At 64.4% G+C, this 25,924-nt stretch carries 21 protein-coding genes and 3 pseudogenes; 4 read left to right on the top strand and 20 right to left on the bottom strand.

What is annotated here, in order from left to right; genetic code table 11:
- Nucleotides 1-12: 12 nt before the first annotated feature.
- Together DH10_RS28260 and DH10_RS28255 are read right to left on the bottom strand one after the other, a co-directional pair.
- Complete coding sequence (locus DH10_RS28260; RefSeq protein WP_192250538.1) at nt 13-489, bottom strand: aminomethyltransferase family protein; 477 nt, start codon at nt 487-489, stop codon at nt 13-15.
- Nucleotides 482-2,053, bottom strand: a complete 1,572-nt coding sequence (locus tag DH10_RS28255; RefSeq protein WP_343221632.1) for a glycine cleavage T C-terminal barrel domain-containing protein — start codon at nt 2,051-2,053, stop codon at nt 482-484. The genes DH10_RS28260 and DH10_RS28255 overlap by 8 nt, the downstream gene beginning before the upstream one ends.
- Here DH10_RS28255 and DH10_RS37300 point away from each other — a divergent pair.
- Complete coding sequence (locus DH10_RS37300) at nt 2,041-2,268, top strand: hypothetical protein (protein ID WP_246506226.1); 228 nt, start codon at nt 2,041-2,043, stop codon at nt 2,266-2,268. The genes DH10_RS28255 and DH10_RS37300 overlap by 13 nt on opposite strands.
- A gap of 257 nt (nt 2,269-2,525) precedes the next feature.
- On the opposite strand, the gene DH10_RS28245 is transcribed toward DH10_RS37300, so the two are convergent.
- A complete protein-coding gene (locus DH10_RS28245) occupies nt 2,526-3,644 on the bottom strand; it encodes an NAD(P)/FAD-dependent oxidoreductase (protein WP_192250532.1) in 1,119 nt (372 codons plus the stop codon).
- A 229-nt stretch (nt 3,645-3,873) separates the two neighbouring features.
- On the opposite strand from DH10_RS28245, the gene DH10_RS28240 reads away from it, so the two are divergent.
- Complete coding sequence (locus DH10_RS28240; RefSeq protein WP_192250529.1) at nt 3,874-5,250, top strand: aspartate aminotransferase family protein; 1,377 nt, start codon at nt 3,874-3,876, stop codon at nt 5,248-5,250.
- 249 nt (nt 5,251-5,499) lie between these two features.
- Complete coding sequence (locus tag DH10_RS28235; protein ID WP_192385586.1) at nt 5,500-6,483, top strand: GlxA family transcriptional regulator; 984 nt, start codon at nt 5,500-5,502, stop codon at nt 6,481-6,483.
- 17 nt (nt 6,484-6,500) lie between these two features.
- Here the strand turns inward: DH10_RS28235 and DH10_RS28230 are convergent, their stop codons facing one another.
- The 17 genes and pseudogenes from DH10_RS28230 to DH10_RS38340 form a co-directional block, all read right to left on the bottom strand.
- Entirely contained in the window at nt 6,501-7,313 is an 813-nt protein-coding gene (locus tag DH10_RS28230) for an NAD-dependent epimerase/dehydratase family protein (RefSeq protein WP_192243539.1), read from the bottom strand.
- 3 nt (nt 7,314-7,316) lie between these two features.
- Entirely contained in the window at nt 7,317-8,519 is a 1,203-nt protein-coding gene (locus DH10_RS28225; RefSeq protein WP_192385585.1) for a pyridoxal phosphate-dependent aminotransferase, read from the bottom strand.
- Nucleotides 8,516-10,155, bottom strand: a pseudogene (locus DH10_RS28220) (hydantoinase B/oxoprolinase family protein). The gene DH10_RS28225 and the pseudogene DH10_RS28220 overlap by 4 nt, the downstream one beginning before the upstream one ends.
- Complete coding sequence (locus DH10_RS28215) at nt 10,152-12,248, bottom strand: hydantoinase/oxoprolinase family protein (RefSeq protein WP_192243533.1); 2,097 nt, start codon at nt 12,246-12,248, stop codon at nt 10,152-10,154. The pseudogene DH10_RS28220 and the gene DH10_RS28215 overlap by 4 nt, the downstream one beginning before the upstream one ends.
- Entirely contained in the window at nt 12,245-13,915 is a 1,671-nt protein-coding gene (locus tag DH10_RS28210; RefSeq protein ID WP_192243531.1) for a thiamine pyrophosphate-binding protein, read from the bottom strand. Before DH10_RS28210 ends, DH10_RS28215 begins: the two co-directional genes overlap by 4 nt.
- 116 nt (nt 13,916-14,031) lie before the next feature.
- The gene (locus DH10_RS28205; protein ID WP_192243529.1) at nt 14,032-15,438 is read right to left on the bottom strand and encodes an FAD-binding oxidoreductase; all 1,407 of its coding nucleotides are present in this window, start codon (nt 15,436-15,438) and stop codon (nt 14,032-14,034) included.
- Nucleotides 15,439-15,491: 53 nt separating this feature from the next.
- Nucleotides 15,492-16,256: an amino acid ABC transporter ATP-binding protein gene (locus DH10_RS28200; RefSeq protein WP_192243527.1), complete on the bottom strand. Its 765-nt coding sequence runs from the start codon at nt 16,254-16,256 to the stop codon at nt 15,492-15,494.
- A 12-nt stretch (nt 16,257-16,268) separates the two neighbouring features.
- Complete coding sequence (locus tag DH10_RS28195) at nt 16,269-17,348, bottom strand: amino acid ABC transporter permease (protein WP_192243525.1); 1,080 nt, start codon at nt 17,346-17,348, stop codon at nt 16,269-16,271.
- Between the two features lie 3 nt (nt 17,349-17,351).
- A complete protein-coding gene (locus DH10_RS28190; protein WP_192243523.1) occupies nt 17,352-18,515 on the bottom strand; it encodes an ABC transporter permease subunit in 1,164 nt (387 codons plus the stop codon).
- Between the two features lie 127 nt (nt 18,516-18,642).
- On the bottom strand, nt 18,643-19,677 hold the full coding sequence (locus DH10_RS28185; RefSeq protein ID WP_192243521.1) for an amino acid ABC transporter substrate-binding protein: 1,035 nt from the start codon (nt 19,675-19,677) through the stop codon (nt 18,643-18,645).
- Between the two features lie 89 nt (nt 19,678-19,766).
- Nucleotides 19,767-20,714, bottom strand: coding sequence for a LysR substrate-binding domain-containing protein (locus tag DH10_RS28180; protein ID WP_192243519.1), 948 nt, complete (start codon nt 20,712-20,714; stop codon nt 19,767-19,769).
- An 83-nt stretch (nt 20,715-20,797) separates the two neighbouring features.
- The gene (locus DH10_RS28175; protein ID WP_192385584.1) at nt 20,798-21,484 is read right to left on the bottom strand and encodes an SDR family NAD(P)-dependent oxidoreductase; all 687 of its coding nucleotides are present in this window, start codon (nt 21,482-21,484) and stop codon (nt 20,798-20,800) included.
- 68 nt (nt 21,485-21,552) lie between these two features.
- Nucleotides 21,553-22,128, bottom strand: a pseudogene (locus tag DH10_RS28170) (SDR family oxidoreductase); the annotation flags it as partial.
- Nucleotides 22,129-22,411: 283 nt separating this feature from the next.
- A complete protein-coding gene (locus DH10_RS28165) occupies nt 22,412-23,200 on the bottom strand; it encodes a FadR/GntR family transcriptional regulator (protein ID WP_192243513.1) in 789 nt (262 codons plus the stop codon).
- 56 nt (nt 23,201-23,256) lie between these two features.
- Nucleotides 23,257-24,060 carry an SDR family NAD(P)-dependent oxidoreductase gene (locus DH10_RS28160; RefSeq protein WP_192243511.1) on the bottom strand — a complete coding sequence of 268 codons (804 nt, stop codon included), beginning with the start codon at nt 24,058-24,060 and terminating at the stop codon, nt 23,257-23,259.
- The gene (locus tag DH10_RS28155; protein WP_192243509.1) at nt 24,053-24,865 is read right to left on the bottom strand and encodes a shikimate dehydrogenase family protein; all 813 of its coding nucleotides are present in this window, start codon (nt 24,863-24,865) and stop codon (nt 24,053-24,055) included. Before DH10_RS28155 ends, DH10_RS28160 begins: the two co-directional genes overlap by 8 nt.
- 88 nt (nt 24,866-24,953) lie before the next feature.
- Nucleotides 24,954-25,037, bottom strand: a pseudogene (locus DH10_RS38340) (NAD(P)-binding domain-containing protein); the annotation flags it as partial.
- Nucleotides 25,038-25,148: 111 nt separating this feature from the next.
- Between DH10_RS38340 and DH10_RS28145 the strand changes: the two are divergent.
- Entirely contained in the window at nt 25,149-25,913 is a 765-nt protein-coding gene (locus DH10_RS28145) for an HpcH/HpaI aldolase family protein (protein WP_192243507.1), read from the top strand.
- Nucleotides 25,914-25,924: the final 11 nt, after the last annotated feature.

The raw sequence follows: 25,924 nt of genomic DNA, 5'->3' as shown, positions 1-25,924 counted from the left end.
CGCGTGACACGGCTATATCCGCAACCAATCGATCAGGCTTTGCGCAAAGCTGCGCGGCGCAAAAATATCGCAGGCTTCGGTCCCGGTGCGCAGGAGAAGCACCGGCACGTGATGGAACCCGGTCTGCAGCGCGCTGCCTGGCTTCGCTTGCGGTGAATCCCAGTCGATCGCCACACAAGCCCCGAGAACGTCGAAGGTGTGCTGCCCGCTCAGCTTGAGCCGCATCCGGCCTTCGCCGAGCGACACCGAACAGCCAAGGGCGGGATCGATCGACCAGTTCGGCTTCGATCTGCCCTCCGCAATCAGCCAGAACCGGCGCGGCGCGAGACGAACCGCGAGCCATCCGCCGACCGGTAGGGCCTCGCCGAAGGCAGCCGGCAGCGCGGCGCCCAATTGGCGCGACAGTTCGGCTTCGAACGCCGCTTGCGTCTCGGGCCAACCCTCGACCTGGACGATCGTGCAAATCTCGACGGATAGGGTTTCAGCCATGGAGCCTCTCTCCCTGTGGCTCGAGAAAGACCGGCGAGACGACGCTTGCGCGGACGGCCTCGCCCTTCATCATGTGGACCGCCACCACTTTGTCGCCCATCGCCACGTCGCCGGCGAGCAGCGCAAGGCCGACATAGGCTCCGAGCGTCGGGCTGTAGGTCACCGAGGTGATGCGGCCCCGGCCATGCCCTTTCGGGACTTCGCCCGGCCTGAAAAGAATCGCGCCGCCGCTCAGGCGCGCGTCCGCCTCCACGCATGTCAGCCCGACCAGGCGCTGCCGGTTCTGCTCGGCGAGAGCATGGCGGCGGCGAAGCACGTCGCCGACGAAACCGGAGCGCTTTCCAACCATGCGGCCGAGCCCGAGATCGTCCAGCGTCGTGCGGCCGTCGATTTCGGGGCCGGCGACATGGCCCTTTTCGACACGTAGCGCTCCCAGCGCTTCGACCCCGTAAGGCTCGAGCCCGAACGGCTGCCCGGCCTCGATCAACCGGCGCCACGCGGCTTCGCCGGCGCTCGCGCCGACATAGACTTCGTAGGCCCGCTCGCCGGAATAGCTCAGCCGGATGATCCGCAGCGCACGGCCGTCGAACTCCCCTTCGATGAAGCCCATATGCGGCAGAGCCTCGTTGGACACGTCGAGCGCGGGGAAGGCGGCGGCGAGAACCTCCCGGCCCCTTGGTCCGGCGACCGACATCGCCGCCCATTCGTCGGTCACGGAGGTGACGGCGACGCGCAGGTCCGGCCACGCCGTGTCGAGCAGGAATTCCAGCCGCGACATTACTTCGGCCGCCTTGGCGGTCGACGTGGTCATGAAGAAGCGGTGCTCGCCAAGCCTCGTCGTGGTGCCGTCGTCGAAGACGATGCCGTCGTCGCGCAGCATCACGCCGTAGCGGGCGCGGCCGACCGGCAACTTGGCGAAACCGTTCGCGTAGATCCGGTCGAGCAGCGTGGCGGCATCGGGACCCTGAACGTCGATCTTGCCGAGGGTCGAGATGTCCATCAGCCCGGCGGCCTCGCGCACGAAACGCATCTCCGCGACATAGGCCTCGTTCACGTCCCGGCCGGCGCCGCGATAGAAATACGGCCGCATCCAGAGGCCGACTTCGAGTATGTCGGCGCCGTTGGCGATATGCCAGTCATGCATCGGCGTGCGGCGGGTCGGCTTGAAATGATGGCCGACAGCCCGCCCGGCGAGCGCGCCGATGGCGACCGGCACATAGGGCGGCCTGAAGGTGGTCGTGCCCGTCTCGGGAATGGTCGCGCCGCGCAAGGCCGCCATGGCCGAGAGCGCCGGGAAATTGCTGGTCTTGCCCTGGTCCGTGCCCATGCCGAGCGTGGTGTAGCGCTTCAGATGCTCGACTGATTGATAGCCCTCGCGATGGGCGAGCGCGATGTCGCCGGTGGTGACGTCCATCTGGAAGTCGACGAAAGCCTTGCCGCGCGCTGGTGGGACGGTGCGGAACGCAGCCGTGGCCGGCTCCGCTGATTGGAACTGGAGAGCGGCCGGGACCGGCTTTGTCTTTCCACAATATGCTACGGGTCGTCCTGAAAATGATGCCGCGATTAGGGCTGGCCGAGGAATTCACGGCGTTCCGCCGGGAAATCGCGGAGGTGCTCGCAGCGGCCGAGATCGGCGACTGGGCTTCGATCGGACACATCAGGCGGGCGCATATCTCGATGAGCTTCCGGCGGATGATGCTGCACCGAAATGACAAGGGTGAAGCGTTGCGTGGCGAGGATTCGGTCGGGCTGGCGTCGTCCAGTCTTGTGAACCGGTAAGCAGCGCCTCAGCGCGCCACGAAGCCTTCATGCCCTGAAGGAAGCGAAGGAAATCCTTGCCGCCCGGAATGAGGTCCTGCTCACAGCGGCGCGGGCCTTTTCCGAGTTCTTCTCGTGCAAGCCATTGATTGCCTCTCGTGCTGGGCTGGTGCGGACCTCCATGCAGCGCGCAAGCGCCAATGCCGATACGGTCGATCAGCGCGCCGGACAATTCGCGCATAGCGTCTCGAAGCTTTACTTGATCGAGCTGTCCATTATTAGTTCTCCGGCGCGAGGATGCGCGTCACGTGTTCGGCGATCGCCAGGCTGGACGTCAGGCCGGGGCTCTCGATGCCGAACAGATTGACCAGGCCCTGGACACCGTGGGTCGCGCTATCCTGGATGACGAAATCGCTGTTGGCTTCGCCCGGGCCCGAAAGTTTCGGCCTAATCCCGCTGTATGCCGGCTGCAGGCTGCCGTCGGCCAATTCCGGCCAGTATTTGCGGACCGCATTGTAGAAGCGTTCGCCGCGCGCGGGATCGACTCGGTACTCGAGTGTATCTGTCCATTCGACGTCCGGTCCGAACCGGGCCGTTCCGCCGAGATCAAGTGTCAGATGGACACCGAGCCCACCCGGCTCCGGCACCGGATAGATGAGCCGCGAGAAGGGCGCCCGTCCCGCCACCGAGAAGTAATTGCCTTTGGCGTAACGAAGCGTTGGCAGGAACTGCCGGCCGAATCCCTCGAGCGAGCCGGCCAGCGCGACCGCGCCGAGGCCGGTCGCGTTGACAAGACGTGACGTGGCGATCTCGAAATTTTCGCCGTTCGTCGTGTCCATCGTCTGGAGCACGATGCGGCCGGCATCGATGCGGCCTGAAACGATGCGGGTGTTGAGCGACAGCATCGCGCCGCTTTCCTCGGCGTCACCCAGCAAGGTGAGCATAAGCGCGTGGCTGTCGACGATCCCGGTTGAAGGCGAGAGCAGCGCTTTCGTGCAATGCAGCGCCGGCTCCAGTGCGTGCGCTTCGGCGGCGGAGAGGAAACGCAGATCGGCGACGCCGCAAGCGGCGGCGCTGGCGCGTATGGTGGTGAGCACAGGCTCCTGCGCTTCGTCGGTCGCGACGATCAGCTTGCCTGAGCGCCGGTGCGGGATCGAGCGCACTGCGCAGTAGCGATAAAGCATGTCGCGTCCGGCAATGCAGAACAGGGTTTTCAGCGAGTCTCGAGGATAATAGATCCCGGCATGGATGACTTCCGAATTGCGCGAGCTCGTCTCGGTGCCGATGGCGTCCGCCGCTTCGAGGATCAGCGTATCGAGGCCTCGCGCCGCCAGCCCCCGCGCGACCGCAAGGCCAATGACGCCGGCCCCGGCCACTATGCAGTCGACCTGTTCCATATCGCGTCTCTTCGGTTGCGCAAGCCGTGCTCCACAGCCCCCGCAAGGACTTATACCGTCTCTGTCCGCCTTGGAAATCTCATGGCGCTATCGATTGTGACACAGGGGCTCTTGCAGCCGCATCCCGCCGTGATGCATCAAGCAGCAGACGCGAGGCGGATTTTCCCGATTTTCTCAACAGGGAAACGGGTTCCTATTTCCGCTTGAACGCCCGCAGACAGGAGCCATCATGGACGCCAGACCGAATTCCCCTGAAGCCCGCGATATCCGCTACCATCTGCATGCCTATACCAATGCCCGCAAGCATCAGGAGACGGGCCCGCTGGTCATCGAGAAGGGCGACGGCGTCTATGTCGAGGACATTGCCGGCAACCGCTACATCGAGGCGATGGCCGGCCTGTGGAGCGTCGCCGTCGGTTTCTCGGAAAAGCGGCTGGTCGAGGCCGCCACAAGGCAGATGTCGAAGCTGCCCTTCTATCACGATTTCGGCTCGAAGGCGCATTCGCCGCTGATCGATCTCGCCGAGAAGCTGGTGCAGATGGCGCCGGTGCCGATGAGCAAGGCCTATTTCACCAATTCCGGTTCCGAGGCCAACGACACGGCGATCAAGATGATCTGGTACCGGTCGAATGCGCTCGGCCAGCCGGGTCGCAAGAAGATCATCAGCCGCAAGCGCGGCTACCATGGCGTCACCATTGCCGCGGCGAGCCTGACCGGCCTGCCGAACAATCATCTCTCCTTCGACCTGCCGATCGCCAATATCCTGCACACCTCGACGCCGCACCATTGGCGCGACGCCGAGCCCGGCGAAAGCGAGGAACAGTTCTCCAGCCGGCTCGCCGGCGACCTGGAAAAGCTGATCCTCGCCGAGGGGCCGGAAACCATCGCCGCCTTTATCGGCGAGCCGATCATGGGCGCCGGCGGTGTCGTCGTTCCGCCGGCCGGCTACTGGGAAAAAATCCAGGCGGTGCTGTCGAAATACGACATCCTGCTGGTGGCCGACGAGGTGATCTGCGGCTTCGGCCGGACCGGCGAGATGTTCGGCTCGCAGACCTTCGGCATCAAGCCCGACATCATGGTGTTGTCCAAGCAGATCTCGTCGTCCTACCTGCCGATCTCGGCGCTGCTCATCAACGACAAGGTGTTCGAGCCGATCGCCGACGAAAGCGACCGCATCGGCACGTTCGGCCATGGCTTCACCGGCGGCGGCCATCCGGTCGCCGCGGCCGTCGCGCTGGAAAATATTAAGCTGATCGAGGAGCGCGACCTCGTCGGCAATGCGCGCAAGGTCGGTGCGCATTTGCAGGCACGGCTGCGCAAGCTGGATTCCCATCCGCTGGTGGGCGAGGTGCGCGGCGTCGGCCTGATCGCCGCCGTCGAACTGGTGGCCGACAAGGCGAGCAAGGCGCCATGGGGCAAGGCGGGAGCGCTCGGCGCCCTGGTCAACGGCTTGCTGCAGCAGAACGGCGTGATCTCGCGCAACATGGGCGACGCCATCGCCTTCTGTCCACCGCTGATCATCACCGAGGCTCAGGTCGACGCTTTGGTCGACGCGTTCGAGCGGTCGCTCGACGCCGCGCTGCCGCAGGTCCGGCCACAGGACTGAACCGATCCATCACACTGCGTCGCCCTGACTGCCACGCTTCGCGCCAGCCGGCGCTGAATTCCGGCCGGCGCGACGGCCTCGACCGCGCGTCTCCTTCCGAGACGGCCAAGTCGTTCATGGACTATCCCAGGGCGCCGGCGGCTGGCATCTTGCCATGCGCGAAAAGGGTGTTGACGACGAGATCGGCGCTGGTTTGGAAGCAATGCTTCCGAGCGCGCGCATTGTCCGCCAATAGAGCGTGAGGCAGGTATGAAAATAGCTGTTCCGGAGACCAGCCGGCTGAAGATCGGCTTCATTCTTGCCCGCTCCTTCACGCTTTCAGCGTTTGCATTGTTCGTCGACACGCTGCGCCTCGCCAGCGACGAAGCGGACAGGTCCGGCAGGGTCTTTGCCGACTGGCAGGTTCTGGCGAGCACCAGACATCTGATCACCGCCAGCTGCGGCGTGCAGGTCGCGCCGACATCGGATTTCGTGGATCCCGGCCTGTTCGACTACATCGTCATCGTCGGCGGCCTGCTGAACAATGAGTTCCCGGTCGATGACGAAACCGTCCGCTATCTCAGGAAAGCCGCGGCAGCCAAGGTTCCGTTGATCGGCGTTTGCACAGGTACTTTCATCCTCGCGGACGCCGGCCTGATGAAATATCACCGGACCTGCGTCAGCTGGCTGCATTACCAGGCGTTCCGCCAGCGTTTCCCGGATCACGAAGTCAGGGCCGACCGTATTTTCAATCTCGATCGGACGAGGGGATCATGCGCCGGCGGCAGCAGCGCTGCCGACATGGCGGCGTCGATCGTGAGACGCCACATCAGCGAACGTGCCGAGCGAAACGCGCTCGAAGTGCTGCAGATCGACAAGGCACGCTCGGCTTTGCACATCCAGCCGCGCAGGCCGCTTGCCATCGAATGCGACGATCCGCGGCTCCAGGCGGCGCTGATCACGATGGAGAGCAATATCGAGAATACGCTGTCGATTTCCGAGATCGCTGCCTCGGTTGGTCTGTCGCGACGGCAGCTCGAGCGCTTGTTCATGGAGAAAACGAAAAGCTCTCCAGCCCTCATCTACAAACGACTGCGCCTTGAACGGGCAAAGCAGCTGCTCCTCGAAACCAGCACGCCGATGCTTGATATCGCGATCGAAGTCGGATTCGAGAACGCCTCGCATTTCTCCAGGGCGTTTCGCGAGACGTTCGGCCTGCCACCCAGCAAGGTCAGGTCGGCAATTTCAAACTGAAATGCCGGCCGGAAAGCTTATGCAGGCTTATCGTCCGGATGGCCGAGCTCGCAGAACCAGCCGCCGAGATACTTCACCGACGGTCTTTTCGGATCGGGAACCGGCGTCTTCGCCTCGATTGTGGCGCGGAACGGTTCGGCGCTGTCCTGTGGGATGAACCCGAGATGGTCGGCGCCTCTGTTGTCGACCATCTTCAGCTTGTTGTCGGAAATGCCGAACGAGATCGTGTGGCCGACGCGCGCCGCCGTCAGCGACGCCTCGACCAGGCGCACACAGTCGGCGAAGGAGAGGTATGACCAGAGCATGCGGCGGTCGGCCGGCTCGGGGAAGGACGAGAAGATGCGCAGGCAAACCGTCTCGATGCCGAACTTGTCCCAGTAGAGCCGGCTGAGGCTTTCGACGAAATTCTTCGACACGCCATAGAGGCTGTCGGGGCGCACCGGCGCGTCGACGCCGATATGCGCCTCGATCTCGTGATAGCCAATGGCATGCACCGAGGATGCATAGATGACGCGCTTCACGCCGTGTTTCCTGGCGCCTTCGTAGATGTGGTACGAGCCGCGGATGCTGGAATCGAGGATGGTCTGCCACTCGCATTCGAGCGGCGCGCCGCCGAAATGCACGATCGCATCGCAGTCCTTGGTGGCGGCGATCGTCGCCTCCATGTCGGCGAGGTCGAAGACCGCTTCTTCCTCGTGAGGGGCAAGATCGCCGAATGGTTCGCGCCCCGCCAGGCGGATCTTGCTTGCCAGCGGCACCAGCCCCTTGCGCAGTTGCGAGCCGAGCCGGCCGGCGGCGCCGGTGATCAGGATACGTTCGTAGTGCGGCATTCTCTACTCCACTTGTGCGACGGCGGCATTGATCCGCGAGATCGCCTCGGTCAGCACCTCTTCGCTGGTCGCCGTCGAGATGCGGAAATAGGGTGACAGTCCATAGGCGACGCCCGGCACCGACGCCACCCGGCCTTCGTTGAGAAGATAGTTCGCCACAGTGGCATCGTCCTCCAGGACGATGCCCTTCGGTGTCTTGCGGCCGATCAGGCTGGCGCAGCCGATATAGGCATAGAAGGCGCCTTCCGGCGGCGACAGCGTCAGCCCGTTGATCTTCCGGATGCCGTCCACGACCAGGTCGCGGCGCGCCTCGAAGGCCTGGCGGAAACGCGCGACCTCGTCCTGCGGGCCGTTGAGCGCGGCGACCGTCGCGGCCTGCGCGATCAAGCACACGGACGTGCAGGATTGGCTCTGGATCGTCGACATCGCCTTGACGAGCGGCGCGGGGCCGGCAGCATAGCCGACCCGCCAGCCGGTCATCGCATAGGATTTCGACACGCCGTTGACGATCAGGGTGCGGTCCTTGAGTTCCGGGCAGGCCTTGCCGAAGGACACGAATTCGCGCCCGTCGAACAGGATGTGCTCGTAGATCTCGTCGGAGAGGACAAGCACCTGCGGGTGCTTTGCCAGCACCGCGCCCAACGCCTGGAGATCGGATTGCGAATAGACCGCGCCGGAGGGGTTGCCAGGCATGTTGAGGAAAAGCCACTTTGTCTTTGGTGTGATTGCCTTTTCCAGCAGCGCGGGCGTCAGCCGGAAGCCGGTGGTCTCCGGGCATTCGACGACGACAGGCGTGCCGCCGAGCAGCTTCACCATTTCCGGATAAGAGACGAAATAGGGCGCCGGCAGGATCGCCTCGTCGCCTGGCTCCAGCGTTGCCATCAGCGCGTTGAAGATGATCTGCTTGGCGCCGTTGGCGACGACGATATCGTCGGCCGTGTAGTCCAGCCCGTTCTCCCGGCGGAACTTGCCGGCAACCGCTTCGCGCACCTCGGCAGTGCCGGCGGCGGCGGTGTAGAGGGTCTGCCCAGCCTTGGCCGCGAAATGCGCGGCATCGATGATGTGCAGCGGGGTCGGGAAATCAGGCTCGCCCAGCCCGAGGTCGATCACATCGACACCCTTGGCGCGCAGCGCCTTTGCGGCCTGCGAGGCCGCCATCGAGGCCGAAGGCTTCACCACCGACAGGCGCGAGGCAACATAACTCATCGGTCGTTCTCCGAGACGTATCCCTTGGATCGGTCATTGACCCGCGCGGCGACACTGCGCTTGGCCGGATCGCCATAGCCGCCGCCACCCGGCAGTTCCAGGATCAGCCTGCGCCCAGCCGGCACATGCTGCCAACCCTTGGGGCGCATCTTTGTGCCGTCGTCCAACTTGACCACGCCCGCGACGCCGGGCTTGCCGCCATTGCGCCCGCGCGGCGGATGGTTGACGCGGTCGAACATGGCCGAGAAGTCGAACTCGTGGCCGTCGGTCGCGGCGATCTCGATGATCTGCCCGAGGCCGCCGCGGAATTCGCCGTCGCCACCCGAGTTCGGGCGCAACTCCTTGCGCCAGATGACGATCGGACCGGTATGCTCCGTCGCCTCGATCGGCATGGTGTGCACGCCTGACGGGAAGGCCGTCGCCGACAACCCGTCGAGATCGGGACGCGCGCCCATGCCGCCGGAGTTGAACATCAGCACTTCGGCGCGCCGACCGGATGTGCCGGCGACCGGGCGCGCGGAGATGTGGATGTTCCACAGCGCGCCAGCGCCTTCGGCGAGGATTTTTCCCGGCAACGCCTTGGCGAACGCCCCCAGCACCAGATCGGGAACCATGTGGCCGAAGATGTGCCGGAGCGCCACCGGCGCCGGCCGCACCGCATTCAGGATGTTGACCGGCGACGACACGGTGAAGAAGGCGAGGGAGGCGGCATTGTTCGGGATGTCGGGCGCCACCATGCATTTGAGCGCATAGCAGGCATAGGCCTTGCTGTAGATGATCGGGCAGTTGATGCCCCAGCGGCTCATCGGATCGGTGCCGGTGAAATCGACCTCGACATGATCGTCACGGACCGAAACGGTCGCGGCGAGCTTCACCGGCTCGTCGTAGCCGTCGGTCACCAGTTCGTTCGACCAGCTTCCTTTCGGCAGCGCCTCGATGCGTTCGAGCATGGCGTCGCGCGTGCGCGAGAAGATGAACTCGCCGAGACCGTCGAGCGAGGTGAGCCCGATCTCCTTCATCATGTCGACGAGGCGGCGGTGGCCGACTTCGTTGCAGGCGGCGAGCGAATAGAAGTCGCCGACGACCTGGTTCGGCTCGCGCACATTGGCGCGCAGGATCCTGACGAGGTCAGGTCGAGATTGACCTTGCCCTTTTCCGCGAACTTCATGATCGGGATCTGGATACCTTCCTCATAGACCGACTTGCCGTCGGCGCCGAAGCCGCGCCCGCCGACATCGACGACATGCGCCGTGCAGGCGAAGAAGGCGATCAACTCGCCGTTCAGGAAGGACGGCGACACCATGGTGATGTCGTGCAGATGGCCGGTGCCCTGCCAGGGATCGTTGGTGACATAGGTGTCGCCCTCGAACATGTTCTCGCGCGAGATTTCGTTCATGAAGTGCAGCACGGCTTCAGCCATTGTGTTGACATGGCCTGGCGTGCCGGTCACCGCCTGCGCCAGCATCTGGCCGCGCGGATCGAACACGCCGGCCGAGAGGTCGCCGGATTCGCGCACCGAGGTCGAGAAGGCGGTGCGCAGGAGGGTGAGCGCCTGCTCCTCGACCACAGAGATCAGCCGGTTCCACATGACCTGCATGCGGATTTCGGCGATGTTGTTCTTGCCTGGGTCGCTCATGCCTGGCTGCCTTTGCGGATCAGAAGGATTGCGCCGTCGCTCTGGATGACGGCGTCGAAACTCGTAGTGATGACGGTGGAGGTTTCACGCTCGACGATGACCGCCGGGCCGGACACCCGATCGCCGGCGCAGAGCGTGTCGCGCTCGATGATGCCGTAGCTGCGCTGCGCGCCGCTGACCGGATCGAAAACCGAGCGCGTCGTTGTCGGCTCGCTCGACTTCCTGCCGGCGGTGAGTTCGTGTCTCGCAACTGCCGGCCGAATATCCGTCGCCTTGACCGACCAGGTGACGATCTCGATCTCCAGCCCGTCGAGCCCTTCGATGGCGCGGCCGAAGAAGCGCTGGTAATTCTCCTCGAACAGCGCCTTGAGCTTTGCGACGGCATCGTCGCCGAACGGCTCGTCCGCCAGCGGCACGGGGATTTCCCAGCCCTGGCCGGCATAGCGCATGAAGGCGGTGATCTCGCAGACGATCCTGCCGCTGGCGCCGGTGCGCACAAAACCCTCGGCGGAGGCCTTGAGCTCGGCGAGCAGGGCGTTGACCTCGGCCGGCTTGAACCGCGACAGCCGCGTCAGCTTCGACGCCAGCGCCTCGTAGCCGAACGGCGCCTTGAGGAAGCCGATCGCCGATCCGACGCCGGCGCCCCGCGGCACGATGCATTGGTCGATGCCGAGCTTCTCGCAGAGCCTTGCCGCGTGAAGCGGTGCGGCGCCGCCAAAGGCGATCATCAGATTGTCGGAAATGTTCTTGCCGTTCTCGACGGCATGGACGCGGGCGGCATTGGCCATGTTCTCGTCCACCACCTCGCAGATGCCGAAGGCCGTCGACATGGCATTGAGCGACAAGCGCTCGCCGACGTCGCGCATGATGGCCTGTTCGGAGGCCGAGGTATCGAGCCTGATCGCGCCGCCGGCGAAATTGTCGGGGTCGAGCTTGCCGAGCACGAGGTCGGCGTCGGTGATCGCCGGACGCTTGCCACCGCGACCGTAGCAGGCCGGACCGGGTTCGGATCCGGCACTCTCAGGCCCAGTCTGGATGCGGCCCATGGCATCGACCCAGGCGATGGAGCCGCCGCCCGCGCCGATCTCGATCATCTCGATCACGGGAATGGAGATCGGCATGCCGGAGCCTTTGGAGAAGCGATAGGTGCGCGCCACTTCGAAGGTTCTCGCCGTGCGCGGCGCGTAGTCCTCGATCAGGCAGATCTTGGCGGTGGTGCCGCCCATGTCGTAGGAGACGACCTTTTCCAGGCCGAAGCGCCTGGCGATGTCGGCGGCGAAGATGGCGCCGCCGGCTGGACCGGATTCGACCAGCCGGACAGGGAATTCCGACGCGGTCTCCACCGAGATCAGCCCGCCGCCGGAATGGATCATGAAGACCGGACAGTCGGCGCCCATGTCCTTCAGGCGCGTCTGGAGACGGGCGAGATAGTCGGCCATCTGCGGCCGCACATAGGCGTTGGCGCAGACCGTATTGAAGCGCTCGAACTCGCGCATCTGCGGCGAGACTTCCGCGCTGATCGAAATCGGGATACTGAGCTTTCTGGAAAGGATCTCGCGGGCCCGGCGTTCGTGGTCCGGATTGGCGTAAGCGTGGATGAAGCCGATCGCCACCGAGCCGAAGCCGCCGGCGGCGATCCGGTCAGCAATATCCTCCAGGGCAGCTTCGTCGAGCGGCTGCAATTCCTGGCCTTCGGCGCCGATGCGGCCCCTGACCGTGAAGCGATCCTCGCGCGGAATCAGCGGCGTCGGCAATTGCAGGCTGAGGTCGTACTGCTCGAAGCGGTTTTCGGTCCGCATCTCGATCACGTCGCGGAATCCTTCCGTCGTGACCAGCGCGGTCTTCGCGCCGCGCCGCTCGATGAGCGCGTTGGTGGCGAGCGTGGTACCGTGGATGATCATGCCGATTTCGGCGGACGAGATGCCGGCATCGCGGATGACGACGGCGATGCCGTCGAGGATCGCCTGCTCGGGCGCCGCGTAGTTGGTCAGCACCTTGGTGGAGAACATCGCCCCCCTGACGTCGAGGGCGATGTCGGTGAAGGTGCCGCCGATGTCCGCGCCGAGACGGATGTCGTCAGTTCTGGAGGTCATGCCTTGGCCTTCTGGGAAGCGAGTGCTGCGTCGCGCATCTGGGAAAGAGTCTGCCGGGGCGTGAGCGCTTCGGGCGAGACGGCGATGTCGAGGACGGCGCCGGACGCGGACTTCAGCGCCCGCTCGAACGCCAGCGCGAAATCCTGCGTGGATTCGACCCGCTCGGCATGGAAGCCGTAGGCCTTTGCCAACGTCACGAAGTCAGGGTTCTCGAGCGAGGTTCCGGAAACGCGGGCCGGATAGTTGCGCTCCTGATGCGCGCGGATCGTGCCGTAGATGCCGTTGTTGATGATGAGCACGATCGGCTGCGCGCCGGCCTGCATGGCGGTGCCAAGCTCCTGGCAGTTCATCTGGAAGTCGCCGTCGCCGGCAAAGCAGACGACCGTGCGTTCCGGAAAAGCGACCTTCGCAGCGATCGCCGCCGGCAGGCCGTAGCCCATGGCGCCCGATTGTGGAGCAAGCAGCCGCGCTTTCGGCCCGAACTTGAAGAACTTGTTCGGCCATACCGTGAAATTGCCGGCGCCATTGGTGAGGATGACATCGGCCGGAAGGGTTTCACGCAGCCAGGCGCTGACCGCGACCATATCGACGGGGCCGGGCTGCACGGGCGCAGTGAAGGTCCCCTCATAGGCCTTGCGCGCCGCCACGCGCCAATCGGCCCAGGCGCCCTTGACCGGGGTAAGCGCCTTGGCGAAGGCGTTCGGGCCGGCATGGATGCCGATCGTGGGCACATAGATCTTGCCGATCTCGCGATCGGAGCCGTGCACGTGGATCAGCTTCTGGTGCGGCACGGGAACTTCCAGCAACGTGTAGCCGTCCGTCGTCATCTCGCCGAAGCGGACATTGACGGCCAGGATCACGTCGGCGTCGCGGATCAGGTTTTTCACGTGCGGCACCATGCCGACGCCGGCCTCGCCGACGAAGACCGGCGAATGGTTGTCGAACTGGTCCTGGTAGCGGAAGGCGGCGACGACGGGGATGTCGGAGGCTTCGGCAAAAGCCTGGAGCGCAGCACGTCCGTCCGCCGTCCAATTGGCGCCGCCCATGAGAAGGACCGGCTTTTCGGCTGCCGCCAGCATCTTGAACGCCGAATTAATCGCATCCTGCGCCGGGGCGGCTTCGAAAATCGCTGCCGGACCACTGAGCGGTCCCGCCTCGGTCGCGGTCGTCAGCATGTCTTCGGGCAGCGCGACCACGACGGGACCGGGCCGCCCGGTCAAGGCGGTGGTCCAGGCACGCGCCACGATCTCGGGTAGCCGCGAAACGTCATCGATCTCGACCGCCCATTTGGCGACAGTCCCATACACCGCCCGGTAGTCGATCTCCTGGAACGCTTCGCGCCCCTTCATGTCGGTGCCGACCTGGCCGACGAACAGGATCATCGGCGAACTGTCCTGCATGGCCGTGTGGACGCCGATGCTGGCATTGGTCACGCCAGGGCCGCGCGTGACGAAGCAGATGCCCGGTGAGCCCGTCAGCTTGCCGTAGGCCGAGGCCATGAACGCCGCGCCGCCTTCGTTGCGGCAAAGCACATAATCCAGCCTGCCGTGCGTGTCGTGCAGCGCATCGAGGACGGCCAGATAGCTCTCGCCGGGAACGCCGAAGCTCTTGCTCGCTCCGAGGGCGATCAGGCACTCGACAAGAAGGCGACCGCCATTGCGGACCATGCTTCGACATCCTCTTACGCTGGCGGCAGGCGAACCGAGCCTGCTTTTCGGACTATACCTGCACTCCGGTGGACCGGGGCGAAATCAAGAAATGCGGTCTATTCGAAAGTTTTTCTTTACTGTGGCGAGTGCACCAGAACGCCGGGATTCATCGTTCCCAGCGGATCGAAGGCGCCTTTCAGCCGCGCCATGAGCTCGCGCTCCACCGGACCTCTGTTCCGGTCAGCCATGGCGATCTTTGCCCGCCCAAGCCCATGCTCTGCTGCGAAGCTGCCGCCCATGTCCGTGGCGAGCGATGCCAGCGCCTCGGCGAACTGTCCGGCCTTACCATCGAAATCGGCGCGGCCTTCCGGCGGCGACAGATTGTAGTGGATGTTGCCGTCGCCGAGATGCCCGAACGGGTTGATCCGCACGCCGGGCAGGATGTCGTCGCAGAGTTTTGCGCCGGCTTCGATGAAACGCGCGATCGCGCCTGGCGGCACCGAGATGTCGTGCTTGAGCTGCTCGCCCTCCAGCCGCTGCCCCTCAGGCTGTTCCTCGCGCAGGCGCCAGAACTGCGCCCGCTGCGCGCCCGAATTGGCCAGCGCGCCATCCACAACCAGGCCTTGCTCCATGCCCCATTCCAGCGCCGAATTCAGGATCTCGTCCAATGGGACTCGCGTCGACCCCGAGGCCAGCTCGACGAGCAGGTAGACATCGCCTCTTGTCTCCAACTGATAGGCGAGATCGGGCAAGTGCTTGAGCGCCAGCGCCAGGCCGACATCGGAGAAGAATTCGAGGCCGGCAAGGAACTCGCCGGCCTCGCCGCGGAGGTAGGCGCCGAAGGAAACGGCAGCGGCGAAGTCGGACATCACCAGAAGCGCGCTCGCTTGCTGGCGTGGGGTGGGATAGAGCCGCAATAGCGCGCGCGTCACGATGCCAAGCGTGCCTTCGGCGCCGCAGTAAAGTTTGCGCAGCTGATAGCCGGCATTGTCCTTCTGCACCGCGCGAAGCCCGTCCCACACCGCGCCGTCCGGGGTCACGACTTCGAGGCCAAGCACAAGGTCCTGCATCATCCCGTATCGGAAAGCCTGGCTGCCGCCCGCATTGGTGCCGATCAGGCCGCCGATCCGAGCGCTGCCCTCCGCTCCGAGATGCATCGGAAACATCAGGCCGTGCGGCTCCAGCGCCTCGTGCAAGGCGGCGAGCACGACGCCAGCCTCGACGACAATCGATCCGCTCTCCGGATCCGGTTCGCCGATCGCCGCCATGCGCGAAAGCGAGACGATGACCGCATTCGATTGATTGGCGACGGCGCCGCCGCAAAGGCCCGTGTTTCCGCCTTGCGGCACAACGGCAAGTCCTGCCTCCCGGCATGCCTTTACGACTGCCGCAGCTTCGGCCGTGTTGGCGGGCCTGGCAACGCCCAGAGGCGCGACACCATAGCGGTTGAGCCAGTCGCGCTGATAGGGCTCGGCGTCAATGCCCGAAAGCCAGCCTTTCGGTCCGAGAATTGCCTGCAGTGCGCTAACGGGATCAGCCATTCGGATACCTGCGATGTGCGACGAGCCGCGTATAGACAGGTGTGTCGCCCGGCTCAATGACCCAGTACCTGCGACAGGAATTGCCGCGTGCGCTCGTTCCGGCAAGAGGTGAAGAACTCCTCCGGCGGCGCCTCCTCGACGATCTCGCCGCCGTCCATGAAGATCACCCGGTCGGCGACCCGGCGCGCGAACCCCATCTCGTGCGTGACGCAGATCATCGTCATGCCTTCGGAGGCAAGCGTGACCATGACGTCCAGCACCTCCGCGATCATTTCCGGATCGAGCGCCGAGGTCGGCTCGTCGAACAGCATGATCTGCGGCTGCATGCAGAGCGCCCGCGCGATCGCCACCCGCTGCTGCTGGCCGCCGGAGAGCTGGCCGGGAAACTTCATCGCCTGCTCGGGAATGCGGACCTTCTCCAGATAGCGCCGGGCGGTCGCCTCGGCTTCCGTTCGCGGCCGTTTGCGCACGATCATCGGCGCGATCATGCAGTTTTCCAGCACCGTCATATGCGGGAACAGGTTGAAGTGCTGGAACACCATCCCGACCTCCCGCCTGATCTCGTCGATGTTGCCGACATCGTCGTTGAGCTCGGTGCCAAGCACGGTGATGCGGCCGCCATTGTGCTGTTCGAGCCGGTTGATGCAGCGGATCATGGTCGACTTGCCGGAGCCGGAGGGACCGCAGATGACGATCCTCTCCCCGCGTTCCACGGACAGGTTCACCTTCCGCAGCGCGTGGAACGAGCCGTAGTATTTGTCGAGGTTTTCGATGCGGACAGCAGGTCCGCCGGACTCGGTCGCATTGCCTGAGATCATTTGCGCGCCTCCCTATCGTTCGCCGACCGACATGCGCCGTTCGAGGAAGGCGCCGTAGCGGGACAGGCTGAAGACGAAGACGAAATAGATGAAGGCGATGAAGGCGTAGACTTCGATATAGGCGAACCGCCACTCGCCGGTTCCGTAGGCGGCGTTGCCGGAGGCCAGGATCTCGAAGAAGCCGACGATGACCACCAGCGAGGTTTCCTTGAACGAGATCACGAACTGGTTGATCGTGGCCGGCAGCGCGTTGCGCATGGCCTGCGGCAGAAGGATGCGGCTAATGCGCTGCCAATAGCTCATGCCAAGTGCCATGGCGGCCTCCGCCTGTCCGTTCGGAACGCCCTGCATGCCGCCTCTGACGATCTCTGCCTGGTAGGCGGAGAAGAACAGGGCGGAGCCCAGGATCACCCGGTAGAGCTTGTCGCCCGCCAGCCACTGCGGCAGCGCGAACGGCAGGACGATGGCGAAGGTAAAGAGGATCGAGATCAGCGGCAGCGAACGCACCCCGTCGATGATGATACCGGTGGTGCGGGAAATCCAGGGCAGTTCTGACCGGCGCATCAAAGCCAGGCAGATCGCCAGCGGGAAGCCGATCAGGCAACTGGTCACGAAGATGAAAAGGGTCAGTGCCAGTCCGCCCCAGGCTTCCTCGCCGACATAGGTAAGACCAAGCACGCCACCTTTCATCAGTACGTAATAGAGGACTGCTCCGGCCCCCCATACGAGCGCGATGCGGCGTCCGGTCCAGAAGGCCGGTATGCAGCTCAGCACCGTCATGACCACCACGGTCACGCAGGCCAGCGCCGAGCGCCACTGCTCCTCGAAAGGATAAAGACCGAACAGGATAATCCGCCATCTTGCAGCAATGACCGACCAGCAGGCACCTGCCGCCGCCTGGCAGGCCTCCGGGCCGCCGCTTGTCGTGAAGACAGCCGAGAAGATCGCCCAGTTGAGCAGGTTCCAGGCGAGAAAAACCATGATCGCTAGGGAGGCCAGTGACAACAAGGCCTGAAGCGGCGTCGCAAAGAAGCGCCGTCTCAGATCCTCGAGCCTTCCGGGAGCAGGCGGAGCGACAATGACCATCTCCATCTCTCATCCCCTCAGTTGATTGCCCTTGAGGGCGATTGCTTTGTTGATACGGTTGAACACGGCGGCCAGGCTGAGGTTGATGGTCAGGAAGCCCGCCATCAGGATACCGATCGCCTCAAGCGTCTGGCCCGAGTGGTTGATGGTCAGCGCCACGACCATGAAGAAGTCGGTGAACCCGACTGCGATGCCCATCGTGGTTGCCTTGATCAGCCAGACATATTGGTTGGCGAGGATCGGCAGCATGGCGCGCAGAGCAAGCGGCAGCTTGACCAGCGTGAAGACCCGCCATGGGCTGAGGCCCATCGAGAGCGCCGCCTCCACCTGGCCCTTGCCGATGGCCTTGAAGCCGCCACGCACGATCTCAGCGATATACGACCCGCCATAGATGGCGATGGCGATCGCAAGCGCGGAAAACTCCGGTGGAATGCGCAGGCCGCCCTTCAGGTTGAGACCTTGCAGGGCAGGGAAGTCGAGCAGCGGTGCGTCAGGCAGACGAGCAACTAGCAGGACGAGGACCGCGCAGGCAAGCGCCGCTGCCATACCGGCGAGCTGGATGGCGAGCCGTTTGCCGATCGGCTGGCTAAGGCGCGATGTCCTGCCCAGCCAGACCGGCAGCACGACAGCGGCGATCACCGTCAAGATGGCCAGCGCCATTGCCACTCCGCCGACATTGGGAGCAGGGACGTAGAGCCCGCGGCTGGTCAGCAGCATGCCCCAGGCTTCGTGCGCGGCGCGCGGCGTCGGCAGGTGCGTGATGATCGCGTACCAGAAGAAGACCTGGAGGATCAGCGGGATGTTGCGGAAGATATCGACATAGGTGCGGCCGAGCAGTCGCGCCAATTCGTTGGAGGAAGTCCGCGCCAGACCGACGATCGTCCCGACGACCGTTGCCAGGATCAGTCCGACGCTGCCCAGGAACAGCGTGTTGATGATCCCGATGAGGAAGAACCACCAATAGGGGTCATTGGCCGTGGCGGGCAGGAGCGAGAAGTTCACATCCCAGCCCGTCGATTTATACAAGAAGTCGAATCCCGAAGTGATCCCTTGCTCTGCAAGGTTGCGCCGCGCGATCATCACGCCGGCAAGCACCAGCGCGGCAAGCGAGCCGACATAGAGAACCTGCAACAAAACGTTGCGGGCCTTCTGATTTCTCAGCAGGCTGACCATCTGCCAATCCTTCCTGAATTGCCGCCGGCTCCGCCCGGCAGGAGCAGGGCGGAGGCGGCGTGCGTTCAAATCCGTTCCAGCCGCATTTCCGCGGCGCCAAACGGTGCGATTTGGCTGCTCAGGTGGATCAGTCGATCACCAGCGGGAACAGGACGCCGCCATTGTTCCAGAGGTTGGTCAGGTCACGATCCATCTTGTAGGGCGACTCCTTGCCGAGATTGCGCTCGAAGATCTCGCCGTAATTGCCGACCTTCTTGATCACGTTGTAGGCCCAGTCGTCGGGAAGTCCGAGACCCTTGCCCATGCCTGGCGCGGCACCGAGGAGCTTGGCTACCGCCGGCGACGTCGGCTTGGCCTTGATCTCGTCGACATTCTTGGACGTGATGCCTTCCTGCTCGGCGAAGAGCAGGGCGGAGAGCGTCCAGTTGGCAACGTCGACCCAGTTGTCGTCGCCTTGCCGAACGATCATCACTTCGGGCTCGACCGCGATCACATCGGGCAGGATCACGTGTTCGTCGACCTTGCCCTTGGCGACACGCGCGATGGCGAGCGTCGGACCCCACTGGGCGTACATGTCGCAGCGGCCCAAGAAGTATGCCTGCTCAAGCTCTTCCGTCTTTTCGATGACGACCGGTTCCAGCTTGATCCCGACTTTCTGCGCATAGGCGGCAACCTGCTGCTCGATAGTCGTTCCAGCCGGAATGCAGATGGAGCCACCGTTGGCGTCCTTGAGGGACTTGAGATTGAGCTCCTTGTGCGCCATCACCTTGGTCGTGCCGAGATAATAGGACATCGAGAACTGCAGGCCCAGCTCGGTATCGCGGCTGAGCGTGCCGCCCGAGGCCTTGATGACAATGTCGACATCGCCCGACTGCAGGGACGGCCAGCGCTGGGCCCAACTGATCGGAACGACTTTCAGCTTCGCCGGATCGCCGAACACGGCGGTCGCCACCGCCTTGCAGAGGTCGATGTCCATGCCTTTCCAGTTGCCCTTGTCGTCCACCTCGGCAAAGCCGAGATAAGAGCCGTCATGGCCGGTGCAGTTGAGCACGCCGCGTGCCTTAACGGTTTGGAGCGTCTTACCGCTCGCGGCCTCGGCCGGCGCCGCAAAATGAACCAGGCCAACGGCCAGGGCCGCGGCCCCCCATTGCATCATTTTCATGTTGTTGTCTCCACTGTTGAGGTTGTTCCGTTTCTTGTTGTTGGAGCCCCGCAAGATGCCTTTCGGAGCCCGGTCGCGAAGCCCCGCTCCTAGTCGGAAAGCGGGGTCGGTTTCGGCAGGGAAATCTTGAGATCGCTTCGCCAATCCTGCTGAGCCAGCCATCGATGGAGGGCGGCCACCGCCTTCACGCGCAGATGCCCGCGCGGGACGACAAGGTAGAAGCCGGGGACCTCCTCCGGTCTCATATCGGCAATGGCGTCGCGGCCGATCGGCGCCACCAGCGTGCCAGACCGGAAATCCTCCTCGGCGTCGATGACGGAGACCAGGCCCACACCGATGCCTTGCAGGGTCGCCCGGCGCATGGTCGCCGCGTCGTCGAAGCTGACGCTGCGGTCGCCCTCCGTCAGCTCCACTCCGAGGTGATGCAATATGTCCGGCCACAGGCGCTTCGACTTGACCGTGTCGAGTAGCGTGAACCGCGTCAGATCCTGCGCCGACTTGATCTTCTCGCCGATCGCCGGCGTGCAGCAGATGATCTTCGGGTCCGGCACCAGCAGCGTGGTTTCGTAGTCCGGCCAGTTGCCGTAACCCCACTGCACCGTCATATCGATGTCGTCGCGTCCGAAGTCGGGCAGGTCGACCATCGTCGTCAGGCGAAGGTCCGCGCCCGGCAGGATCTCGCGAAACAGCGAAAGCCTGGGCAGCAGATAGTGCGTGGCGAAATATGGGCTCGCATTGAGATTGATGCGGTCCCGGTAGTTCGATTTGGTGACGCGGCGAACGCCTTCCGAAAACTCGTCGAAGCCGGCCTTGACGTAGTGCGAGAGAAGGATCGCCGACTCGGTCAGCTCGATCGACCGGCCCTTGCGCTCGAACAGCGTCACCTGAAGCGTGTCTTCCAAGAGCTTGATCTGCTGTCCGACGGCCTGCGGCGTCACCAAGAGCTCATCGGCAGCCTGCCGGAAGCTCTTGTGCTGCGCGACGGCGTGGAAGACCCGAAGCGCATTCAGCGAAGGAAGGCGAAGCTTGCCGGTCATGGTGAAGTCCGCCTCCTTTCGTTCGAGACTCCGTTGATCATGCACTGCTGTGTTTCAGATGCCGCCGGCTTCTGAAGTTCGATTTACGCGTAAATGTAACCGCCTGAGACAATTACGTTTTCGCCGGTCATGTAGGTGTTCTTGGGTCCGCCGGTCATCAGTACCCATTCGGCGATCTCGGTGGGCTCGGCGCCGCGGCCGAGCGGGCTTGCCTTGGCGAGCTCATCGAGGAAGCCGAGGGCCTTTGCCTTCTCCGTGGCCATGCCGGCCGGCGCTACGGAGTTCACCAGGATGCCGTCCTTGGCGACGTGATGGGCGAAGGAGCGCGTCAGGCTGACGACGGCAGCCTTGGTCGCTGCGTAGTGGGCGTTCTGCGGATGCGCCTTGAAGGCGTCGACCGAGGTCAGATTGACGATGCGCCCGCGCACATGGGCTTTCGGCTCCTGCGCCTGCATGTGGCGAACGGCCGCCACCATCATGTGGTAGGTGCCCTTGATGTTGATGCCGTTGGAAGCGTCCCATTCGGCGTCGCAGATTTCGAGGAGCGGTCGGCGGGGATAGATCGCGGCGCAGTTGATCAGCGTGTCGACGCGTCCGAGCTTTTCAACGACGGCATCGAAGGCCGCATGGCACTGCGGGCCGATCTGGATGTCGCACGTTGCGGTAGCAGTCGGCAGGCCCTTGGCCTTTGCGGACTCCAGCGCGGATTCGGCGGCATCCTGATTGATGTCAATGATGCCGATCTTGGCCGCCCCGGCCTCCACGGCCATGCGGGCAAGGCGAGCAGCGCGACGACCATCCTGGCCACGTCGTCCGGCTGCACCACCTTTCCGGCGTACATCGCCGCCCGGGCGTCGGCGTCTAGGATGTCTTTGTAGAGCTGCGTTTCGACACGGCCGGCGACGATCTCGGTGACGCGTATGCCGGACGGGGAGAGATCGGCGCGCAGCGCGGCGGCAAAGCCGGAGATCGCCGCCTTGGTGGCTGCATAGACGGCAATGTTGGAAAATGCAGCGTGGCCCGCGATGGAGCCAGTGAACAATATGTGGCCGGATTGGCGCTCGCGCATCTGCGGCACGACGAGACGGGTGAGCAGGATCGCCGCGCTGAGGTTCACCTCCAGCGTGGTATCGATGTCGGCGATCTTCATGTCGGCGAAGTTGCCAAGAGGCGGCATGATGCCGGCATTGTTGATCAGCACGTCGATGGTGAGATCGGCAAGGACCGATTCCAACGCCTCGCGGTCGGTGACGTCGACGGCAATGGGGATGATGCCTGGACGCTCGGCCTGCAGCTCTTTCAGCGCCGCCTGGCTGCGGCCGACCGCATAGACGTCGTAGCCCGCGTCGCTCAACGCGATGGCGATGGCTCGCCCTATGCCGCTCGTCGCACCAGTGATGAAGGCTGTCGTCATCTGAGCTTCCCCGATTGCCTGACCGTCAGTGTGCAGGCCTTGGCCGATGCCGCGAAACCAAGAAAAGCAGCAAAAAGGAAAGATAAACTTTCGAAAGGCTTTCCGGCAGTGAAACATTCCACGCTGCCTACGCGATCTCCAGGGGCTGCAAACCAAGGGAAAACAATGCCTTCGGCGCGCGGGGAAGGGTTCTCGGCCGTCGGTGGAACAAAAACACGGCTTTCGCGATCGCCCGGGCAGGCCGCATTCAGCGCCCGCGCGAAGGGATCGAAATCGTCGCCGCTTATCCGGCCGTCGGCACAGGCCTTTTCATTTTGGTGAAGAGCGAGGCCGCGGCAGCCTTTTGCTCCGCGTCCGTTGCTTCGACGCCTGAAGCCCGCGCCAGGGCGCGCACGCGTCCCAGGCTGTTGTGCAGATGCTTGCGCATGGCCTGGCGGGCCTTGCCGCCGTCCTGCCTTTCGATGGCGTCGACGATGGCTTTGTGCTCGCTGTGGATGCGCGCGTAGTAACTGTCCTTGAGCGTCGGCTCGACCACATAGCCGAGCTGGAGACGCGGCACGATCATCGGCCCGAGATAGGCGAGGAAGCCGTGGATGAATTCGTTGCGCGCAGCCTTGGCGATCGCGAGATGGAAATCGTAGTCGTAGTGGATCTGGACGGCGGCGGGGTCGGCCTGCCGGGCGTCGATCTCATCCATCATGGCCCGGATATCGCGGGCCTCCTTGTCGGTGCGGCGTTCCGCGCAGAGCCCTGCGGATTCGACTTCGACGCTCAACCTGAGCTCGAGCAGCGCGATGGTTTCCGGCAAAGTCCGGAGCGCCTCGTCCGGTATCGAGAAATTGCGCGGCACCGGCGTTTCGCTGACGAACATGCCGCGCCCCTGTTGCGGCACCACCATGCCTTCCGAGCGCAGCCGCGCCACCGCTTCGCGCACGACGGTGCGGCTGACGTCATACTCCGCGCAAAGCTCCGCCTCGGTCGGCAGTTGCGCGCCGGGCTGCAACTCACCGGAGCGGATTTTTTCGGCCAGGCTCTCCGCCACGACGGTGGAAAGCGGCTTGCGCTTCGTCATTTAGGTCCGTCCGTTCAAGTTCAGATTCGGGATGATGCCCGATCCGGCAAGACCATTCAAACCGGCGTCTGCCGGATGGGGTTGCCCTGCAGATACTGCGTGTAAGGCGCCTGAACGAGCCAGCCGGCATCGACGGGAAGCGTGACGCCGGTGATCGAGGCGGCGCGATCGGAGCAGAGGAACAGGGCCGCCGCGGCGACATCGCGCGGCTCGACGAAGCGGCGCAGCGCCGTAGTGGCCTGGATCGCTTCCGGATTGCGCTCGCCCTTGGCGATCCTGGCCTTCAGCCCATCCGAGAGCGTGTAACCCGGCGCGACCGCATTGACGCGAACGCCGTGTGGACCGAGCTCGGCCGCCAGGATCTGCGTCAGCGCCAGCACCGCGTGTTTCCCGGGCGTGTAGGCCGGCAGCGACAGCGGCGCGAAAGAGGCGAGCGAGCCGACATTCAGGATCGCGCCGCGCCCGGCGGCCGACATCAGCCGCCCGAACACCTGACAGCCGAGCAGCGTGCCGCGGTAGTTGATCCGCCACATCTTCTCGTCCTCGTCGAGATCCTGGTCGAGCACGTGCTTGCCGCTCTGCAGGATGCCGGCGCAGTTGACCACGACGTGAGGTGTGCCGAACGCGTCGCTGACAGACTGCGCCAGCGCTTCGACGGATGCGGGACTGCCGACATCGGTCTGGACAAAGATGGCGCGTGGCGCGCCCGCACTCTCGCAGGCGGCGGCCGCCTCCTTACCTCGGACGGTATCGCGGCCGGCGACGACCACCTGATAGCCGTCCTCGGCGAAGCGCAGCGCGATGGCGCGGCCGATGCCGGACGTGCCGCCGATGACGACGGCTGTCGACGTCTCAGCCATTGCGGCGGTCCTTCCGCTCGATGTCGAAGAATGCGGCCATGGCTTCGACCTGGAAATCCATCATCGGCCGTCCGGGCTGGATGCGACAGCCGATCTCCTTTGCCGCCTTGAGCAGGGCCGTCTCGGCCGGCTCCATGATGATGTCGACCACCGTCATCTCCGGCGTCAGCCTGCTTACATCCATCGGCAGCGGATCGGTGGGCTTCAGGCCGGACGGCGTGGCGTTGATCGCCATGTCCATTCCGGACGGATCGGGTTCTCCAACCTCGATGCGGCAATTGGGGAACGACTTGTTGACCAGCGAAGCGAGTTTTTGCGCACGCTCCTTGTCAATGTCGGCCAGGCGGATTTCCGCCGCGCCTTCCTCGGCCAGGCAGTAGGTCAGCGACGATCCGGCGCCGCCGGCGCCGACCTGGAGGATGCGCCTGCCGGCGATCTGGTGTCCGCCTGCCTTCAAGCCGTCGATGAAGCCGACGCCATCGAAATTGTCGGCGTACCAGCTGCCATCCGCTTGCCGGCGCACCGAGTTGGCGCTCTGCACGCGGGCGGCGCGGTCGTGAGCCGCCGCGCATTTGTGGTAGACCGGGACCTTGTACGGCACCGAGATGATGACGCCGCGGATGTTCTCGACCGCGGTGATACCGGCCCAAAACGTGTCGAAATCTTCCGGACGGCAGCTCAGCGGCACCATCAGGCTGTCGAGCCCCTTCTGCTCGAAGATATCGTTGAAGATGCCGGGACTCTTCGCGTGGCCCACGGGATGGGCCAGCATCACGAAAACGTCGGCCTTGCCGGTTCCGCGCATCGGTTCACTCCTTTTCCGTTGACAGTTCATGATCGCTCAGGGCCTCGAGGGTTCGCACGAGGGACGAATGGTCGGCGTCCGCGCTGCCCGTGACGATCTCGTGCCCGGCATCGGCGAGGTGCCGCGCCATCGGCGCGCCCATGACACCAAGTCCGATGAAGCCAATTTTCATGCCCGAACTCCCGCGTGGCGTCAGAGCGTCTTGCGGCTCAAGTAAGACATATGATATAGGACATCATACAAATTTCAATGCATCTTTTTTCCAGCTGGAGATCGAACGCAAATGCAGGAGCGCGTCAATTCGCTGAAGGCGGCCGCACAGGCCGGCCGGGCTCATATCGGCATCTGGTGTTCGCTGGCATCGGCCCTCACCACCGAGGTCGTGGCGGGCTCCGAAGCAGGCTGGCTGCTGATCGACGGCGAGCACAGCCCGAACGATTTGCGCAGCATCATGGCGCAGCTTCAGGTGGCGGCGGCATTTGCCTGCGAAGCCGTGGTGCGCCTGCCGTCGGACGATGCCAACTTGATGAAGCAGGCGCTGGACATCGGCGCCCGCAGCCTGATGATCCCGAATGTGCGGACGGCGGATCAGGCGCGCAGCATCGTCGCGGCGATGACCTATGCTCCGGGCGGCTTCCGCGGCTTCTCGGTCGGCCACCGCGGCAACGCCTTCGGCCGCATCGCCGGCTATCATGCCAAGGCCCGCGAGCAGCAGCTTCTGGCCGTGCAGATCGAGGATGAGACCGGCGTCGCCAATGCCAGTGAGATCGCGGCGGTCGACGGGGTCGATGTTCTCTTCGTAGGCCCCGGTGACCTTTCCACGAATATGGGCGCGATGGGCAATCCCGGCGCGGCGCATGTGCAGGAGGCGATCGCATCCGTGCGCAGGGCCGCGGCTGCGGCAGGCAAAGCCAGCGGCATCCTGGCGCCGATGAAGGCCGACGCGGACCGCTATCTCGCCGACGGCTTCACCATGTTTGCCGTCGGATCCGATCTCGGCTTGCTGGCGCGGGGCTCGGATGCCCTGATCGCATCGTTCAACCAGTAGAGCGGAGACAG

It is taken from the genome of Mesorhizobium silamurunense (genome assembly GCF_014843825.1).
Taxonomy (GTDB): domain Bacteria; phylum Pseudomonadota; class Alphaproteobacteria; order Rhizobiales; family Rhizobiaceae; genus Mesorhizobium; species Mesorhizobium silamurunense.
This window is presented reverse-complemented; position numbering and strand designations above follow the sequence as displayed.

What these genes read in the sequence shown, in the direction of transcription:
- DH10_RS28260 (WP_192250538.1), bottom strand. Translation starts at nt 489, where the DNA reads ATGGCTGAAACCCTATCCGTCGAGATTTGCACGATCGTCCAGGTCGAG.
- DH10_RS37300 (WP_246506226.1), top strand. Translation starts at nt 2,041, where the DNA reads ATGATGCCGCGATTAGGGCTGGCCGAGGAATTCACGGCGTTCCGCCGG.
- DH10_RS28245 (WP_192250532.1), bottom strand. Translation starts at nt 3,644, where the DNA reads ATGGAACAGGTCGACTGCATAGTGGCCGGGGCCGGCGTCATTGGCCTT.
- DH10_RS28240 (WP_192250529.1), top strand. Translation starts at nt 3,874, where the DNA reads ATGGACGCCAGACCGAATTCCCCTGAAGCCCGCGATATCCGCTACCAT.
- DH10_RS28235 (WP_192385586.1), top strand. Translation starts at nt 5,500, where the DNA reads ATGAAAATAGCTGTTCCGGAGACCAGCCGGCTGAAGATCGGCTTCATT.
- DH10_RS28230 (WP_192243539.1), bottom strand. Translation starts at nt 7,313, where the DNA reads ATGCCGCACTACGAACGTATCCTGATCACCGGCGCCGCCGGCCGGCTC.
- DH10_RS28225 (WP_192385585.1), bottom strand. Translation starts at nt 8,519, where the DNA reads ATGAGTTATGTTGCCTCGCGCCTGTCGGTGGTGAAGCCTTCGGCCTCG.
- DH10_RS28215 (WP_192243533.1), bottom strand. Translation starts at nt 12,248, where the DNA reads ATGACCTCCAGAACTGACGACATCCGTCTCGGCGCGGACATCGGCGGC.
- DH10_RS28210 (WP_192243531.1), bottom strand. Translation starts at nt 13,915, where the DNA reads ATGGTCCGCAATGGCGGTCGCCTTCTTGTCGAGTGCCTGATCGCCCTC.
- DH10_RS28205 (WP_192243529.1), bottom strand. Translation starts at nt 15,438, where the DNA reads ATGGCTGATCCCGTTAGCGCACTGCAGGCAATTCTCGGACCGAAAGGC.
- DH10_RS28200 (WP_192243527.1), bottom strand. Translation starts at nt 16,256, where the DNA reads ATGATCTCAGGCAATGCGACCGAGTCCGGCGGACCTGCTGTCCGCATC.
- DH10_RS28195 (WP_192243525.1), bottom strand. Translation starts at nt 17,348, where the DNA reads ATGGAGATGGTCATTGTCGCTCCGCCTGCTCCCGGAAGGCTCGAGGAT.
- DH10_RS28190 (WP_192243523.1), bottom strand. Translation starts at nt 18,515, where the DNA reads ATGGTCAGCCTGCTGAGAAATCAGAAGGCCCGCAACGTTTTGTTGCAG.
- DH10_RS28185 (WP_192243521.1), bottom strand. Translation starts at nt 19,677, where the DNA reads ATGAAAATGATGCAATGGGGGGCCGCGGCCCTGGCCGTTGGCCTGGTT.
- DH10_RS28180 (WP_192243519.1), bottom strand. Translation starts at nt 20,714, where the DNA reads ATGACCGGCAAGCTTCGCCTTCCTTCGCTGAATGCGCTTCGGGTCTTC.
- DH10_RS28175 (WP_192385584.1), bottom strand. Translation starts at nt 21,484, where the DNA reads ATGGCCGTGGAGGCCGGGGCGGCCAAGATCGGCATCATTGACATCAAT.
- DH10_RS28165 (WP_192243513.1), bottom strand. Translation starts at nt 23,200, where the DNA reads ATGACGAAGCGCAAGCCGCTTTCCACCGTCGTGGCGGAGAGCCTGGCC.
- DH10_RS28160 (WP_192243511.1), bottom strand. Translation starts at nt 24,060, where the DNA reads ATGGCTGAGACGTCGACAGCCGTCGTCATCGGCGGCACGTCCGGCATC.
- DH10_RS28155 (WP_192243509.1), bottom strand. Translation starts at nt 24,865, where the DNA reads ATGCGCGGAACCGGCAAGGCCGACGTTTTCGTGATGCTGGCCCATCCC.
- DH10_RS28145 (WP_192243507.1), top strand. Translation starts at nt 25,149, where the DNA reads ATGCAGGAGCGCGTCAATTCGCTGAAGGCGGCCGCACAGGCCGGCCGG.